We start from the raw sequence: 16,174 nt of genomic DNA on the forward strand, positions 1-16,174 counted from the left end.
TTATGCCTTGCTCGTCGGACGGACGATCACGTCGCCACCCGGAGCGCCCGGCACCGCGCCCTTGACGGCGATCAGGCCGCGCTCGGCGTCGACCTTGACCACTTCCAGGCCCTGGGTGCTCTGCTGCACGGCGCCCATGTGACCGGCCATCTTCTTGCCCGGGAACACGCGACCCGGGGTCTGACGCTGACCAATAGAACCCGGCGCGCGATGCGACAGCGAGTTACCGTGGGTGGCGTCGCCCATGGTGAAGTTCCAGCGCTTGATGGTGCCCTGGAAGCCCTTACCCTTGGTCACGCCCTGCACGTCGACGGTCTGGCCAACTTCGAAGATGTCGGCCTTGATCTCGCCGCCGACTTCGAAGCCATCGATCAGGTCGTCGGCAACGCGGAACTCCCACAGGCCACGACCGGCTTCGACCTTCGCCTTGGCGAGGTGACCGGCGGCCGGCTTGTTGACCAGCGCAGCGCGCTTGGCGCCCACGGTGACCTGCACGGCGCTGTAGCCGTCGGTGTCCTGGGTCTTGATCTGGGTGATGCGGTTCGGAGTGGCCTCGATCAGGGTCACGGGAACCGACTTGCCATCCTCGGTGAAGAGGCGGCTCATGCCGGCCTTGCGACCGACGATGCCCAACGAATACTTCTTCGCGGTCATGGTGGTGGCCTCAGGTCAGCTTGATCTGGACGTCAACGCCAGCCGCGAGTTCGAGCTTCATCAGCGCGTCCACGGTCTTGTCGTTGGGGTCGACGATGTCGAGCACGCGCTTGTGCGTGCGGGTCTCGTACTGGTCGCGCGCGTCCTTGTCGGCGTGCGGCGAAACGAGAATGGTGTAACGCTCGATCTTGGTCGGCAGCGGGATCGGGCCCTTGACCTGGGCACCGGTACGCTTGGCCGTCTCAACGATCTCGCTGGCCGAGCGATCGATCAGACGATGATCGTACGCCTTCAGCCGAATTCGGATCTTTTGGTCCGCCATGACGGTATTCCTTCGTTAAAGAGCGACGGGCCGGCCTCCGGGTGTGCCGAACCCCATGAAAACGCAAACACCCCGGGGCTACACCCTCGCCCCGGAGCCTCCTTGCCTGGAAAAACAAAGGCAGATCGGTTTCCCGACCCGCCCAGACTGAGCAGAACGCACGAAAGGCCCCGTTTAGCGTTCCTTGGTTGCCCGAAGGCCCGGAACGTACGGAGCACGCCGTGCGACATATCCCTGTCTGGCGAATACGAGGCGCGTCCTGCTCCTCATTTCGCTGGTTGCGACCCCTCGAATGGACGAGTTGCCGCAGTGGTCGTGCATTCTAACCGGATATCCACAGCCAGTGCAAGCATGGCTGGAATGGACCTACGGAAATGCCCCGACCGGTTCAGCATTGGCGGCTGACACCGCCAATGCCTCCCCACGTCCTCCCCGGCGTTATCCGGCCCGCGAGGGCCGGATCAACGGCGGGAGTTAACTCGACAGCAACGCTGTCGTGTTAACAGGTCTTACTTGAGGATCTTGGCGACGACGCCGGCGCCGACGGTGCGGCCGCCTTCGCGGATCGCGAAGCGCAGGCCTTCGTCCATTGCCACCGGGTTGATCAGGGTGACGACCATCTTGATGTTGTCACCCGGCATCACCATCTCCACGCCTTCCGGCAGCTCGACCGCACCGGTGATGTCGGTGGTGCGGAAGTAGAACTGCGGACGGTAGCCCTTGAAGAACGGGGTGTGACGGCCGCCTTCGTCCTTCGACAGCACGTACACTTCGGCTTCGAAGGTCGTGTGCGGGGTGATCGAACCCGGCTTGGCCAGCACCTGGCCACGCTCCACGTCGTCACGCTTGGTGCCGCGCAGCAGCAGACCGGCGTTGTCGCCTGCCTGGCCCTGGTCCAGCAGCTTGCGGAACATCTCGACGCCGGTGACGGTCGTCTTCTGGGTCGGACGGATACCGACGATTTCGATTTCGTCACCGACCTTGATGATGCCGCGCTCGATACGGCCGGTCACCACGGTGCCGCGGCCCGAGATCGAGAACACGTCTTCCACCGGCATCAGGAACGGCTTGTCGACGTCACGCTGCGGCTCCGGAATGAACGTGTCCAGCGCCTCCACCAGCTTCAGGATCGACGGCACGCCGATCTCCGACTGGTCACCTTCCAGCGCCAGACGGGCCGAACCGTGGATGATCGGGGTGTCGTCGCCCGGGAAGTCGTACTTGCTCAGCAGCTCGCGCACTTCCATCTCGACCAGCTCGAGCAGCTCGGCGTCGTCGACCATGTCGGCCTTGTTCAGGTACACGACGATGTACGGCACGCCGACCTGACGCGACAGCAGGATGTGCTCGCGGGTCTGCGGCATCGGGCCGTCAGCGGCCGAGCACACCAGGATCGCGCCGTCCATCTGGGCGGCACCGGTGATCATGTTCTTCACGTAGTCGGCGTGACCCGGGCAGTCCACGTGCGCGTAGTGACGGGTCGGGCTTTCGTACTCGACGTGCGCCGTCGAGATCGTGATGCCGCGCGCCTTCTCTTCCGGCGCCGCGTCGATCGCGTCGTACGCCTTGAACTCACCGCCGAAACGCTCCGCGCCCACCTTGGTCAGCGCCGCGGTCAGCGTGGTCTTGCCGTGGTCAACGTGACCGATGGTGCCAACGTTCACGTGCGGCTTGGTGCGCTCAAACTTACCCTTTGCCATTGTCCTATACCTCTAAATTGGAAACTGTTGATTCTGGTGAAACCAGGCCGGCATCAGCCGGCCCGGCATCAGCCCTTCTTGATGACCGCTTCGGCGATGTTGGTCGGCGCTTCGGCGTAATGGTCGAATTCCATCGAGAACGTCGCGCGACCCTGCGACATCGAACGCAGCGAGGTCGCGTAGCCGAACATCTCACCCAGCGGGACCATCGCGTTGATGATCTTGCCCGACGGGCTGTCGTCCTGACCCTGGAGCAGGCCGCGACGACGGCTCACGTCGCCCATGACGTCACCGACGTAGTCCTCGGGGGTGACGATCTCGACCTTCATCATCGGCTCGAGCAGCACCGGATCCGCCTTCGCGAAGCCCTGCTTGAACGCCATCGAGGCGGCCAGCTTGAACGCCATTTCCGACGAGTCGACGTCGTGGTACGAACCGAAGGTCAGCTTGCACTTCACGCCCACCACCGGGAAGCCAGCCAGCGGACCGCTGGTGATGGTCTCGCGCAGGCCCTTTTCGATCGCCGGGATGAATTCCTTCGGAATCACACCGCCGGTGATGTCGTTGACGAACAGGAAATCGTTCTCGACATCCGGGTTCGCCTTGTCGGCCTCGGTCATCGGCGAGAGTTCGATCACAACGTGACCGTACTGACCCTTACCACCGGACTGCTTGGAGTGCTTGTAGTCCGACTTGACGTCCGACTTGCGGATCGTCTCGCGGTAGGCCACCTGCGGCTTGCCGACGTTGGCCTCAACGTTGAACTCGCGCTTCATGCGATCAACGATGATGTCCAGGTGCAGCTCGCCCATGCCGGCGATGATGGTCTGACCCGACTCTTCGTCGGTGCGCACGCGGAAGGAAGGATCTTCCTGGGCCAGACGGCCGAGGGCGATACCCATCTTCTCCTGGTCCGACTTGGTCTTCGGCTCGACGGCCATCGAGATCACCGGCTCCGGGAAGCTCATGCGCTCGAGCACGATCGGCGCGTCCTGGGCGCACAGGGTGTCACCGGTGGTGACGTCCTTCAGGCCCACGGCCGCAGCGATGTCGCCGGCCAGCACTTCCTTGATCTCTTCGCGGTTGTTGGAGTGCATCTGCAACAGGCGGCCGATGCGCTCCTTCTTGCCCTTCACCGAGTTCATCACCTGGTCACCGGCGTTCAGCGTGCCGGAGTAGACACGGAAGAAGGTCAGCGAACCCACGAACGGGTCGGTCATGATCTTGAACGCCAGCGCAGAGAACGGAGCCTTGTCGTCCGACTTGCGGGACAGCTCCTTGGTCTCGTCGTCGACGTCGACGCCCTTGACGTCCGGCACGTCCACCGGCGACGGCAGCAGCTGGATGACGCCGTCGAGCATGGCCTGCACGCCCTTGTTCTTGAACGCGGTGCCGCAGAACATCGGCACGATCTCGGTCTTCAGCGTGCGCTCGCGCAGCGCGGACACGATCTCCGCTTCGGTCAGCTCTTCGCCGCCGAGGTACTTGTCCATGAGCTCTTCGTTGGCTTCAGCCGCCGTCTCGACCATGAACGCGCGTGCTTCCTCGGCAGTCGCCTGCAGGTCAGCCGGGATGTCGCGGTACTCGAACTTCATGCCCTGCGAGGCGGTATCCCAATGGATCGCCTTCATCTTCAGCAGGTCGACCACGCCTTCGAAGCCGTCTTCGGCACCGATCGGCACCTGCATCGGCACCGGCACCGCGCCGAGGCGCGACTTCAGCTGGTCACGGACCTTGAAGAAATTGGCACCGGTGCGGTCCATCTTGTTGACGAACGCGATGCGCGGCACGTGGTACTTGTTGGCCTGGCGCCACACGGTCTCCGACTGCGGCTGCACGCCGCCCACGGCACACAGCACGAACACCGCGCCGTCGAGCACGCGAAGCGAACGCTCGACTTCGATGGTGAAGTCGACGTGGCCCGGGGTGTCGATGATGTTGAAGCGGTGTTCCGGGAGGGACTTGTCCATGCCCTTCCAGAACGCGGTGGTGGCAGCGGACTGGATCGTGATGCCACGCTCCTGCTCCTGCTCCATCCAGTCCATGGTGGCGGCGCCATCATGCACTTCACCGATCTTGTGGCTCTTGCCGGTGTAGAACAGGATGCGCTCGGACGTGGTGGTCTTGCCGGCATCGATGTGGGCCATGATGCCGAAGTTGCGGTAACGCTCGATGGGAGTGGTGCGAGCCACGGGACCCTCTCGTAAGTTTTGTGATTTCCAGATGGCCGGACGCCGCCTCGGGGGCGGCCTCCGGTTCGCGTGGCGGCGAAAGCCGCCGCGTCAGCGCTTCTGCGCCGTGGGCGCCCCGCCCGGCTTAGCCGGCGGCGGGGCGGTCCATCACCAGCGGTAGTGCGCGAACGCCTTGTTCGCGTCTGCCATGCGGTGGGTTTCTTCGCGCTTCTTGATCGCGCCGCCACGGTTTTCCGAGGCATCCATCAGTTCAGCAGCCAGCTTGCGCGGCATGCTGTTCTCGCCACGCTTGCGGGCCGACTCGATCAGCCAGCGCATCGCCAGCGCCATGCGGCGCGACGAACGCACTTCGACCGGGACCTGGTAGGTCGCGCCGCCGACGCGGCGGGACTTGACCTCGACGGCCGGGGCGACGTTGCCCAGGGCCTTCTCGACCAGCTCGAGGGCGTTCGGGTTCTTCTCGCCGATCACGTCCATGGCGCCGTAGACGATCTTTTCAGCGATCGACTTCTTGCCGCTCTGCATGACCATGTTGATGAAGCGCGCGATCGTCTCGCTGCCGTGCTTGGGATCGGGCAGGACCGAACGCTGGGGGGTGGAGCCTTTACGCGACATGTTGCGTACCTTTCGTCAAATCTTGATCGGGCAGCCCGCCGAAGCGGACCGCGCTGTGTGAGCGGTCGCTTAGGACTTCGGACGCTTGGCGCCGTACTTGGAGCGACGCTGGCGACGCTTGGCGACACCGGCGGCATCGAGCGAGCCGCGAACGGTGTGGTAGCGCACGCCCGGCAGGTCCTTCACACGACCGCCGCGGATCAGCACCACCGAGTGCTCCTGCAGGTTGTGACCTTCGCCGCCGATGTACGAAATGACTTCGTAACCGTTGGTCAGGCGCACCTTGGCCACCTTGCGCATCGCCGAGTTCGGCTTCTTCGGGGTGGTGGTGTAGACGCGGGTGCAAACGCCACGACGCTGCGGGCAGTTCGCCAGCGCCGGGGAAGCGCTCTTGTAGGTTTCAGGGTTGCGCGGCTTGCGCACCAGCTGATTGATAGTCGCCATCTGGAGCTCTTGTGGTGAGGGGCCGGGACGGCCTCCGCGGGAAAAACGAACGGCCAGCCGGGTACATTCGGCCAACCGAGACGAAAAAGTATAGCCCGCGTCAGACCCTGCGGTCAACGCGGACTAAACCTGTTTCCAGCACCGGGTGCGCGAACGCACCCCGACTGGAGAATCTGCGATCCCGTCCGTCCTGGACCCAACACGAGGCGCTTCCTGCGACCTCTTTTGGTGATCTGGGGCGGTGCGTTTGACCGCACCGCCCGGGTTAACGCCGGGATTGTACCCGGTTTTTACTCTGCCGTGGAGTCCTCGCCCGCCACGTCGGCGGCTTCGGCCACCTCGGTCACGGCCGGACCGGCCAGCACTTCAAGCTCGGAGTCGGTCAGGCCCGAAGCGTTCTTGCGGCGCTGGCTGTGGTACGCCAGGCCGGTACCCGCCGGGATCAGGCGACCCACGATCACGTTTTCCTTGAGGCCACGCAGGTTGTCGCGGGTGCCGCGGACGGCCGCCTCGGTCAACACGCGGGTGGTCTCCTGGAACGAAGCCGCCGAGATGAACGACTCGGTCGCCAGCGAGGCCTTGGTGATACCCAGCAGCACCGGGTCGTACTTGGCCGGCATTTCGTTGCGGCCCAGCACCTTGGCGTTCTCTTCGACCAGACGCTGGCGCTCGACCTGCTCGCCCTGCAGGAACTTGGAGTCACCCGTTTCGGTGATCTCAACCTTGCGCAGCATCTGGCGAACGATCACTTCGATGTGCTTGTCGTTGATCTTCACGCCCTGCAGGCGGTAGACGTCCTGGATTTCCTTGGTCAGGTACACGGCCAGCGGCTCGACACCCAGCAGGCGCAGGATGTCCTGCGGGCTCGGCTCACCGTCCACCACGGTCTCGCCCTTCTCCACGTGCTCGCCTTCGAACACGATGATCTGGCGGTACTTCGGGATCAGCTCTTCGTGCTCGTTGCCGTCCGTGTCGCGGATGATCAGGCGCTGCTTGCCCTTGGTGTCCTTGCCGAAGCTGACGATACCCGAGCGCTCGGCCAGCACCGCCGGATCCTTCGGCTTGCGGGCTTCGAACAGGTCGGCCACGCGCGGCAGACCACCGGTGATGTCGCGGGTCTTGGAGGCTTCCTGCGGGATCTTGGCAACCACGTCACCCACGCCGACCGGCGAGCCGTCCTGCAGGTTGACGACCGAGCGCGGCGGCAGCAGGTACTGCGCCGGCAGGTCGGTACCCGGGATCGACAGGTCCTTGCCGTTCTTGTCGACGATGCGGACCAGCGGACGCAGGTCCTTGCCCTGCGAGCCGCGACGCTTGGGATCGGTGATCTCGCGCGAGGCCAGGCCGGTCAGTTCGTCGGTCTTTTCGATCACGGTCACGCCATCGACGAAGTCGATGAAGCGGACGAAACCGGCGACTTCCGAGACGATCGGGTGGTTGTGCGGATCCCAGTTGGCCACGGTCTGGCCGGCCTTGATCTCGGCACCGTCCTTGACGCTGACGGTGGCACCGTACGGCAGCTTGTAGCGCTCGCGCTCGCGACCGTGTGGATCGAGGACCGACAGTTCACCGGAGCGCGACACGGCCACGCGGTGGCCCTGGTTGTGCTCGACGAACTTCAGGTTGTTGTACTTGATCGAACCGGTGGTCTTGACCGTCACGTTGTCGATGGCGGCCGCACGCGACGCCGCACCACCGATGTGGAACGTACGCATGGTCAGCTGGGTACCCGGCTCACCGATCGACTGCGCGGCGACGACGCCGACCGCTTCGCCGTGGTTGACCAGGTGGCCGCGGCCGAGGTCACGACCGTAGCAGTGCGAACACACGCCGAACGAGCTTTCGCAGGTGATGGTCGAGCGGACCTTGATGGCCTGCACGCTGGCATCTTCCAGCTTCTGCACCCAGGCTTCGTCGAGCAGGGTGTTGCGGGTGACAATCGGATCCTCGTCGTTGCCCGGCAGGAACACGTCCTCGGCCACGACGCGGCCCAGCACGCGGTCGCGCAGCGGTTCGACCACGTCGCCGCCTTCGACGATCGGGGTCATCATCAGGCCTTCGAGCGTGCCGCAGTCGGTCTCGGTGATCACCACGTCCTGCGCCACGTCGACCAGACGACGGGTCAGGTAACCGGAGTTCGCGGTCTTCAGCGCGGTATCCGCCAGGCCCTTACGGGCGCCGTGGGTCGAGATGAAGTATTGCTGGACGTTCAGGCCTTCGCGGAAGTTGGAGGTGATCGGCGTTTCGATGATCGAGCCGTCCGGCTTGGCCATCAGGCCGCGCATACCCGCCAGCTGGCGGATCTGGGCCTGCGAACCACGCGCGCCCGAGTCGGCCATGATGTAGATCGAGTTCATCGACTTCTGGTCGACGATCTCGCCCTTGCCGTTCTCGACCTTTTCCGTACCGATGGTGTCCATCATCGCCTTGGCCACGCGCTCGTTGGTGCGCGACCAGATGTCGACCACCTTGTTGTAGCGCTCGCCGCCGGTGACCAGGCCCGACTGGTACTGCTCCTGGATCTCCAGCACCTCGGCCTCAGCCTCGGCCAGGATGCCCTTCTTCTCGTCCGGAATGATCATGTCGTCGATGCCGATCGACACGCCGGCACGCGTTGCGAACGCGAAGCCGGTGTACATCAGCTTGTCGGCGAACACGACCGTGTCCTTCAGGCCGAGCATGCGGTAGCAGGAGTTGATCAGGCGGCTGATGTTCTTCTTGGTCAGCTCGACGTTGGCCAGCGCGAACGGCAGGCCCTCCGGCAGGATCTCGCGCAGCAGAGCGCGGCCGACGGTGGTGTCGACGATGGAGGTCTTCTGCTCGAAGGTGCCGTCCTCGTTCTTCACCTTCTCGGTGATACGCACCTTGATGGCGGCGTGCAGCTCGACCACGCGCTTGCCGTCATGGTCGTTGGTGTCGTACGCGCGCTTCACTTCGGCGACGTTGGCGAACACCATGCCCTCGCCCTTCTTGCCGACGAGCTGACGGGTCATGTAGTACAGGCCCAACACCACGTCCTGCGACGGCACGATGATCGGCTCGCCGTTGGCCGGCGACAGGATGTTGTTGGAGGCCATCATCAGCGCGCGCGCTTCCAGCTGGGCTTCCAGCGAGAGCGGCACGTGCACGGCCATCTGGTCACCGTCGAAGTCGGCGTTGAACGCCGTACACACGAGCGGGTGCAGCTGGATCGCCTTGCCTTCGATCAGCACCGGCTCGAACGCCTGGATGCCGAGGCGGTGCAGGGTCGGGGCGCGGTTCAGCAGCACCGGGTGCTCGCGGATCACCTCTTCGAGGATGTCCCACACCTCGGCCTCTTCACGCTCGACCAGCTTCTTGGCGGCCTTGATCGTGGTGGCCAGGCCGCGACGCTGCAGCTTGGCGAAGATGAAGGGCTTGAACAGCTCGAGCGCCATCTTCTTCGGCAGGCCGCACTGGTGCAGCTTAAGGTACGGGCCGACCACGATGACCGAACGGCCCGAGTAGTCGACGCGCTTGCCGAGCAGGTTCTGGCGGAAGCGGCCCTGCTTGCCCTTGATCATGTCGGCCAGCGACTTGAGCGGGCGCTTGTTGGTGCCGGTGATGGCGCGGCCGCGGCGGCCGTTGTCCATCAGTGCATCGACCGACTCCTGCAGCATGCGCTTTTCGTTGCGCACGATGATGTCCGGAGCGTTGAGCTCCAGCAGGCGGCGCAGGCGGTTGTTGCGGTTGATAACGCGGCGGTACAGGTCGTTCAGGTCGGAGGTCGCGAAGCGGCCGCCGTCCAGCGGAACCAGCGGACGCAGGTCCGGCGGCAGCACCGGCAGCACGGTCATGACCATCCACTCCGGACGGTTGCCGGACTCGAGGAAGGCTTCGACCAGCTTGATGCGCTTGGTGAGGCGCTTGAGCTTGGTTTCCGAACCGGTGGAGGCGATCTCCTCCTTCAGGGTGACCACTTCGGACTGCAGGTCGATGGTGCGCAGCAGGTCATAGACCGCTTCCGCGCCCATGGCCGCTTCGAAATCGTCGCCATGCTCCTGGCGCGCCTGCATGTACTGCTCTTCGGTCAGCAGGTTGCCGCGCTCCATCGGGGTCAGGCCCGGCTCGGTAACGACGTAGGCTTCGAAGTACAGGATGCGCTCGATGTCGCGCAGGGTCATGTCCAGCATCAGGCCGATGCGCGACGGCAGCGACTTCAGGAACCAGATGTGGGCGACCGGCGAGGCCAGGTCGATGTGGCCCATACGCTCACGGCGCACCTTGGCCAGCGTGACTTCGGTGCCGCACTTCTCGCAGACCACGCCGCGGTGCTTCATGCGCTTGTACTTGCCGCACAGGCACTCGTAGTCCTTGATCGGCCCGAAGATGGCGGCGCAGAACAGGCCGTCGCGCTCCGGCTTGAAGGTGCGGTAATTGATGGTTTCCGGCTTCTTGACTTCACCGAAGGACCACGAGCGGATCAGGTCCGGCGAGGCCAGGGCGATCTTGATGGCGTCGAAGTCGAGCGCCGGTCGCTGCTGGTTGAACAGGTTCAGCAAATCTTTCATTTCTTTTCTCCAGTCCGGAGGAATTCGTCGAGGGGCTGTGGATTACCGACTGCGCGGCGAGGGGAGCGCGCGTGACGCTGCACTCCCCTGCCCTTGGGATCAGTTCTCTTCCAGCTCCATGTTGATCGCGAGCGAGCGGATTTCCTTCACGAGGACGTTGAAGGACTCCGGCATGCCGGCGACCATCTCGTACTCACCGTCGACGATGTTCTTGTACATCTGGTTACGGCCCTGCACGTCGTCGGACTTCACCGTCAGCATTTCCTGCAGGGTGTAGGCCGCGCCGTAGGCTTCCAGCGCCCAGACTTCCATTTCACCGAAGCGCTGGCCACCGAACTGCGCCTTGCCGCCCAGCGGCTGCTGGGTGACGAGCGAGTACGGACCGGTCGAACGCGCGTGCATCTTGTCGTCGACCAGGTGGTTGAGCTTCAGCATGTGCATGTAGCCCACGGTCACCTTGCGGTCGAACGCCTCGCCGGTGCGACCGTCGTACAGCGTGGTCTGGCCACTGGTCGGCAGTTCGGCGAGCTCAAGCATGCGCTTGATCTCGGCTTCGGCGGCACCGTCGAACACCGGGGTCGCCATCGGCACGCCGTCGGTGAGGTTGTTGGCCAGCACCAGCAGCTCCTGGTCGGAGAACTGGGTCAGGTCAACGCGCTCGCCGTGCGCCTTGCGGTCGTGGTTGTAGATGTCGTCGAGGAACTTGCGCAGGTCGTTGATCTTGGCCTGCGCTTCGAGCATGCGCTGGATCTTCTGGCCCAGGCCCTTTGCGGCCCAGCCCAGGTGGACTTCCAGCACCTGGCCGATGTTCATACGCGACGGCACGCCCAGCGGGTTCAGGACGATATCGACCGTCTGGCCGTCGGCCATGTACGGCATGTCCTGCACCGGCACGATCGTCGAGACGACACCCTTGTTACCGTGGCGGCCGGCCATCTTGTCACCCGGCTGGATGCGACGCTTCACGGCCAGGAACACCTTGACCATCTTCAACACGCCCGGTGCCAGGTCGTCGCCCTGCATGATCTTCGCGCGCTTGTCGGCAAAGCGCTTCTCGAACTCGTCCTTGTGGACGTCGATCTGCTTCTGCGCGCGCTCGATCGCCTCGATGGCGTCCTCGTCCTTCATGCGCAGGCTGAACCAGTCCTTCTTGGACAGGCCATCCAGCACCAGCGAGGTGACGGTGTCGCCCTTCTTCAGGCCGGCGCCGCCGTTGGCCACCTTGCCCACCAACTGCGAGCGCAGGCGGTCGTAGATGGCGGCTTCGAGGATGCGGAACTGGTCGTCGAAGTCCTTCTTGACGCTCTTGATCTCGCTCTCTTCGATCTGACGCGCACGCGCGTCCTTCTCGATGCCGTCGCGGGTGAAGACCTGGACGTCGATGACCACGCCGTCCATGCCCGGGGGCACGCGCAGCGAGCTGTCCTTTACGTCGGAGGCCTTCTCACCGAAGATCGCGCGCAGCAGCTTCTCTTCCGGAGTCAGCTGCGACTCGCCCTTCGGCGTGACCTTGCCCACCAGGATGTCGCCGGCGCGGACTTCCGCACCGATGTACACCACGCCGGACTGGTCGAGGCGGTTCAGCGCCTGCTCGGACACGTTGGGGATGTCGGCGGTGATTTCCTCCGGCCCCAGCTTGGTGTCACGCGCCTGGACGGTGAGCTCCTCGATGTGGATCGTGGTGTAGCGGTCTTCCTGGACCACGCGCTCCGACAGCAGGATCGAGTCTTCGAAGTTGTAGCCGTTCCACGGCATAAACGCGATCAGCATGTTCTGGCCAAGGGCCAGCTCGCCGATGTCGGTCGACGGACCGTCGGCCAGCACGTCGCCACGCGCGATCACGTCACCGACCTTCACCAGCGGAGACTGGTTGATGCAGGTGTTCTGGTTGGAACGGGTGTACTTGATCAGGTTGTAGATGTCGACGCCGGCATCGTGCTCGCCCGAGATCTCGGCCTCGTTGACCTTGACCACGATACGGGCCGCATCGATCTGCTCGATCACGCCGCCGCGCAACGCGTTCACGGTCACGCCCGAGTCGCGCGCCACGGCGCGCTCGATGCCGGTACCGACCAGCGGCTTCTGCGCCTTCAGCGTCGGCACGGCCTGGCGCTGCATGTTGGCGCCCATCAGTGCGCGGTTGGCGTCGTCGTGCTCCAGGAACGGCACCAGCGCCGCCGCGACCGACACGGTCTGCATCGGCGAGACGTCCATGAAGTGGATCTCGCTCGGCGGCTTGAGCAGGTTTTCACCCTGGAAGCGGCAGTTCACGAACGGCGAGGTCATCGCGCCGTTCTCGTCCTGCGGCGCGTTGGCCTGGGCGATGACGTACTCGTTCTCTTCGATGGCCGACAGGTACTCGACGTCGTCGGTGACGCGGCCGTCCACGACCTTGCGGTACGGCGTCTCGAGGAAGCCGTAGCGGTTGGTGCGGGCGAACACGGCCAGCGAGTTGATCAGGCCGATGTTCGGGCCTTCCGGCGTCTCGATGGTGCAGACGCGGCCGTAGTGGGTCGGGTGCACGTCGCGCACTTCGAAGCCGGCGCGCTCGCGGGTCAGGCCGCCCGGGCCGAGGGCCGACACGCGACGCTTGTGCGTGACTTCCGACAGCGGGTTGTTCTGGTCCATGAACTGCGACAACTGCGAGGAGCCGAAGAACTCCTTGATGGCGGCCGCGACCGGCTTGGCGTTGATCAGCTCCTGCGGGGTGAGGCCTTCGGACTCGGCCATCGACAGGCGCTCCTTGACCGCACGCTCGACGCGGACCAGGCCCACGCGGAACACGTTCTCGGCCATTTCACCGACCGAGCGCACGCGACGATTGCCGAGGTGGTCGATGTCGTCCACCACGCCACGGCCGTTGCGGATCTCGGTCAGCACCTTGATCACGTCCAGGATGTCCGAACCGGTGCACTGCTCGCGCAGGCGCGCGGATTCTTCGTCCTTGCGGTCGGCGAAGTACTTGGTGTCGTACAGCACCGGTGCGCCCTCGGTGGCCTTGCGGCCCAGGCGGCGGTTGAACTTCATCCGGCCCACGCCCGAGAGGTCGTAGCGCTCGAAGGTGAAGAACAGGTTGTGGAACAGGTTCTGCGCGGCGTCCTTGGTCGGCGGCTCGCCCGGGCGCATCATGCGGTAGATCTCGACCAGCGCGTCGAGCTGGGTCTTGGTCGAGTCGATGCGCAGGGTGTTGGAGATGTACGGACCGCGGTCCAGGTCGTTCACCCACAGGGTGCCGACCGAGGCCACGCCGGCCTTGCGGAACTTGGCCAGCTGGTCTTCGGTGATCTCGTCGTTGGCGTTGGCCAGCAGCTCGCCGGTGTTGGCGTCGATCACGTCATGCGACAGGATGCGACCGACCAGGTAGCTGTCCGGCACGGCCAGCGCGGCGATGCCAGCGGCTTCCAGCTGCTTGGTGTGGCGGGCGGTGATGCGGCGGCCGGCCTCGACAATGACCTTGTCGCCATCGGCCAGATCGAAGTCCAGGGTTTCACCACGCAGGCGCTCCGGCACCAGCTCCAGCTGCACGCCTTCCTTCGGGTCGATGTGGAAGGTGTTGACCTCGAAGAACTCGCGCAGCATTTCCTCGTTGGTGTAGCCGAGGGCGCGCAGGAGCACAGTGACCGGCAGCTTGCGGCGACGGTCGATACGGGTGAACAGGCCATCCTTCGGATCGAACTCGAAGTCGAGCCACGAGCCGCGGTAAGGAATGATGCGGGCGCTGTACAGCAGCTTGCCCGAGCTGTGGGTCTTGCCACGGTCGTGGTCGAAGAAAACGCCCGGCGAGCGGTGCAGCTGCGAAACGATGACGCGCTCGGTGCCGTTGACGATGAAGGTGCCGTTGTCGGTCATGAGCGGAATTTCGCCCATGTAGACTTCCTGCTCCTTCACGTACTTGATGGCCTTGGTGCTCGACTCGCGGTCGTAGATCACCAGGCGCACGGTCACGCGCAGCGGCGCGCCGTACGACAGGCCGCGGTTACGGCACTCGCGCTCGTCGAAGGCAGGCTCGCCCAGCTTGTAGCCGACGTATTCCAGCGCGGCATTGCCGCTGTAGCTGGAGATCGGGAAGACCGATTTCAGGGCAGCGTGAAGGCCCTTGTCGTCGCGCTTGGCCGGATCCTTGTGCTCCTGCAGGAACTCGCGGTACGAGTCGACCTGGATGGCCAGCAGGAAGGGCACTTCAAGGATGGACCGGCGCTTGCCGAAATCCTTGCGGATGCGCTTCTTTTCGGTGAACGAGTACGTCGTCATGGGGAGCTACCGCCTCGGTTTTGTTGTACGAGGGCCGCCGTCGCGGGCCTCGGGCGGGCCGCGCGTCCGCGACCCTGGGGGAACGAAGAACTGTCAGTTGGAAGCCGCGGGTATTGCCGGCACCCGCACGCCTTCTGCTGCTGCTTCCAACTACCAACTCGGTTGGGTTTCCTGCCTGCCGCCGGGCACGCCCGATCGCAGGACTTCAACAACGGCCAAAGGCCGGGGTCTTTCGACCCCAGCCTTGGGTGGTCGCCAGTGGTGGCCGGCGACGCAAGTACCGCTTACTTCAGCTCGACGGTCGCGCCAGCGGCCTCGAGTTCCTTCTTGAACTTGTCGGCGTCTTCCTTCGAAGCGCCTTCCTTCACGACGCCACCGGCCTCGGCCAGGTCCTTGGCTTCCTTCAGGCCCAGGCCCGTGATGGCGCGAACGGCCTTGATGACCTCGACCTTCTTGGCGCCGGCATCCTTCAGGATGACGTTGAACTCGGTCTGCTCTTCGACCACGGCGGCCGGACCGGCAGCGGCGACAGCCATGACCGGGGCAGCGGCGGTGACGCCGAACTTCTCTTCGATGGCCTTCACCAGGTCCATCACTTCCATCAGCGACTTGGCGGCGATGGCGTCGACGATCTGCTCGTTGGACAGGGACATTGTAGTTACCTCTGGAAAATTGATCTTACGAATCGGTTAGTTGAGTCGCGTGGGCGAATCAGGCTTCGGCAGCAGCTTCGGCGGGGGCGGCTTCGCCACCACCCTGCTTGTCGGCCACGGCCTTGACGACGCGGGCGAACATCGAGGCCGGCTCGGCCAGGACGCGGGCCAGCATGGCCAGGGCCTGTTCGCGGGTCGGCAGCGAAGCCAGCACTTCGACGTGCTCGGCGGGCAGCAGCTTGCCTTCCACCGACACGACGCGCGGCTTGAGCTTGTCGTTGCCCTTGGCGGCTTCCTTGATCAGACGACCGGCGGCGCCGGGTTCTTCCAGCGAGAACGCGTACAGCAGCGGACCGGTCAGGGCGTCCTTGACGACCTCGAACTCGGTACCGGCCACGGCGCGCGACGCCAGCGTGTTCTTGACAACCTTCAAGTACACGCCGGTTTCGCGGGCCTTCTTGCGCATCGCGGTCATCTGACTGACCGTGGTGCCCGCGTACTCGGCTGCGACCAAGGAGTGCGCCTTGGCGGCGATTTCAGCCACCTCTGCGACTACATCTTGCTTCTGGGACAGATTGAGAGCCATTGCACTCCTCCAATTGAATTCCGCTTACGGCTCCTGCCGCGTGCGGTCCTGGGCGACACCAGTCCGTGGCATCGGGGACGCCTTGCGGCTTCCCGGTGGTGGCCACTCCAGAAAAATTTTCCAGAAGGCACCATCTACGCAGGTCGACCCGGAGGTCCGGATTAAGCAGCCTCGCTTCCACCGACGGCGATTCCTTGCCATGTCGAGCTTCCGTGCCCGTCGCCGGTA

The 16,174-nt window shown here is 64.6% G+C and carries 10 protein-coding genes; all 10 read right to left on the reverse strand.

Annotated elements, in window-relative coordinates; translation table 11 throughout:
- The 10 genes from rplC to rplJ all read right to left on the reverse strand — a co-directional run bounded on the left by rplC (position 1) and on the right by rplJ (position 15,946).
- Positions 1–654: a 50S ribosomal protein L3 gene (gene rplC, locus ACYVBS_RS01615; protein WP_460821357.1), complete on the reverse strand. Its 654-nt coding sequence runs from the start codon at positions 652–654 to the stop codon at positions 1–3.
- A 10-nt stretch (positions 655–664) separates the two neighbouring features.
- Positions 665–976, reverse strand: coding sequence for a 30S ribosomal protein S10 (rpsJ, locus tag ACYVBS_RS01620; RefSeq protein WP_036137876.1), 312 nt, complete (start codon positions 974–976; stop codon positions 665–667).
- 509 nt (positions 977–1,485) lie between these two features.
- Positions 1,486–2,676: an elongation factor Tu gene (gene tuf / locus ACYVBS_RS01625; protein WP_460821358.1), complete on the reverse strand. Its 1,191-nt coding sequence runs from the start codon at positions 2,674–2,676 to the stop codon at positions 1,486–1,488.
- Between the two features lie 68 nt (positions 2,677–2,744).
- Entirely contained in the window at positions 2,745–4,868 is a 2,124-nt protein-coding gene (fusA, locus tag ACYVBS_RS01630) for an elongation factor G (RefSeq protein ID WP_460821359.1), read from the reverse strand.
- A 147-nt stretch (positions 4,869–5,015) separates the two neighbouring features.
- Positions 5,016–5,483, reverse strand: coding sequence for a 30S ribosomal protein S7 (rpsG, locus tag ACYVBS_RS01635; protein ID WP_460821360.1), 468 nt, complete (start codon positions 5,481–5,483; stop codon positions 5,016–5,018).
- 69 nt (positions 5,484–5,552) lie between these two features.
- Positions 5,553–5,927, reverse strand: a complete 375-nt coding sequence (rpsL, locus tag ACYVBS_RS01640) for a 30S ribosomal protein S12 (protein WP_036140069.1) — start codon at positions 5,925–5,927, stop codon at positions 5,553–5,555.
- A gap of 290 nt (positions 5,928–6,217) precedes the next feature.
- The gene (gene rpoC, locus ACYVBS_RS01645; RefSeq protein ID WP_460821361.1) at positions 6,218–10,456 is read right to left on the reverse strand and encodes a DNA-directed RNA polymerase subunit beta'; all 4,239 of its coding nucleotides are present in this window, start codon (positions 10,454–10,456) and stop codon (positions 6,218–6,220) included.
- 99 nt (positions 10,457–10,555) lie between these two features.
- Positions 10,556–14,707: a DNA-directed RNA polymerase subunit beta gene (rpoB, locus tag ACYVBS_RS01650; RefSeq protein ID WP_460821362.1), complete on the reverse strand. Its 4,152-nt coding sequence runs from the start codon at positions 14,705–14,707 to the stop codon at positions 10,556–10,558.
- 284 nt (positions 14,708–14,991) lie between these two features.
- Positions 14,992–15,360, reverse strand: a complete 369-nt coding sequence (rplL, locus tag ACYVBS_RS01655) for a 50S ribosomal protein L7/L12 (protein ID WP_460821363.1) — start codon at positions 15,358–15,360, stop codon at positions 14,992–14,994.
- 58 nt (positions 15,361–15,418) lie between these two features.
- Positions 15,419–15,946 carry a 50S ribosomal protein L10 gene (gene rplJ, locus ACYVBS_RS01660; protein ID WP_460821365.1) on the reverse strand — a complete coding sequence of 176 codons (528 nt, stop codon included), beginning with the start codon at positions 15,944–15,946 and terminating at the stop codon, positions 15,419–15,421.
- Positions 15,947–16,174 lie beyond the last annotated feature (228 nt).

The organism is Lysobacter olei, assembly GCF_054777355.1.

Excerpts from the sequence above, each read along its gene's own strand:
- rplC (WP_460821357.1), bottom strand. The coding sequence starts at position 654 with ATGACCGCGAAGAAGTATTCGTTGGGCATCGTCGGTCGCAAGGCCGGC.
- rpoC (WP_460821361.1), bottom strand. The coding sequence starts at position 10,456 with ATGAAAGATTTGCTGAACCTGTTCAACCAGCAGCGACCGGCGCTCGAC.
- tuf (WP_460821358.1), bottom strand. The coding sequence starts at position 2,676 with ATGGCAAAGGGTAAGTTTGAGCGCACCAAGCCGCACGTGAACGTTGGC.
- rplL (WP_460821363.1), bottom strand. The coding sequence starts at position 15,360 with ATGTCCCTGTCCAACGAGCAGATCGTCGACGCCATCGCCGCCAAGTCG.
- rpsG (WP_460821360.1), bottom strand. The coding sequence starts at position 5,483 with ATGTCGCGTAAAGGCTCCACCCCCCAGCGTTCGGTCCTGCCCGATCCC.
- rpoB (WP_460821362.1), bottom strand. The coding sequence starts at position 14,707 with ATGACGACGTACTCGTTCACCGAAAAGAAGCGCATCCGCAAGGATTTC.
- rpsL (WP_036140069.1), bottom strand. The coding sequence starts at position 5,927 with ATGGCGACTATCAATCAGCTGGTGCGCAAGCCGCGCAACCCTGAAACC.
- rpsJ (WP_036137876.1), bottom strand. The coding sequence starts at position 976 with ATGGCGGACCAAAAGATCCGAATTCGGCTGAAGGCGTACGATCATCGT.
- rplJ (WP_460821365.1), bottom strand. The coding sequence starts at position 15,946 with ATGGCTCTCAATCTGTCCCAGAAGCAAGATGTAGTCGCAGAGGTGGCT.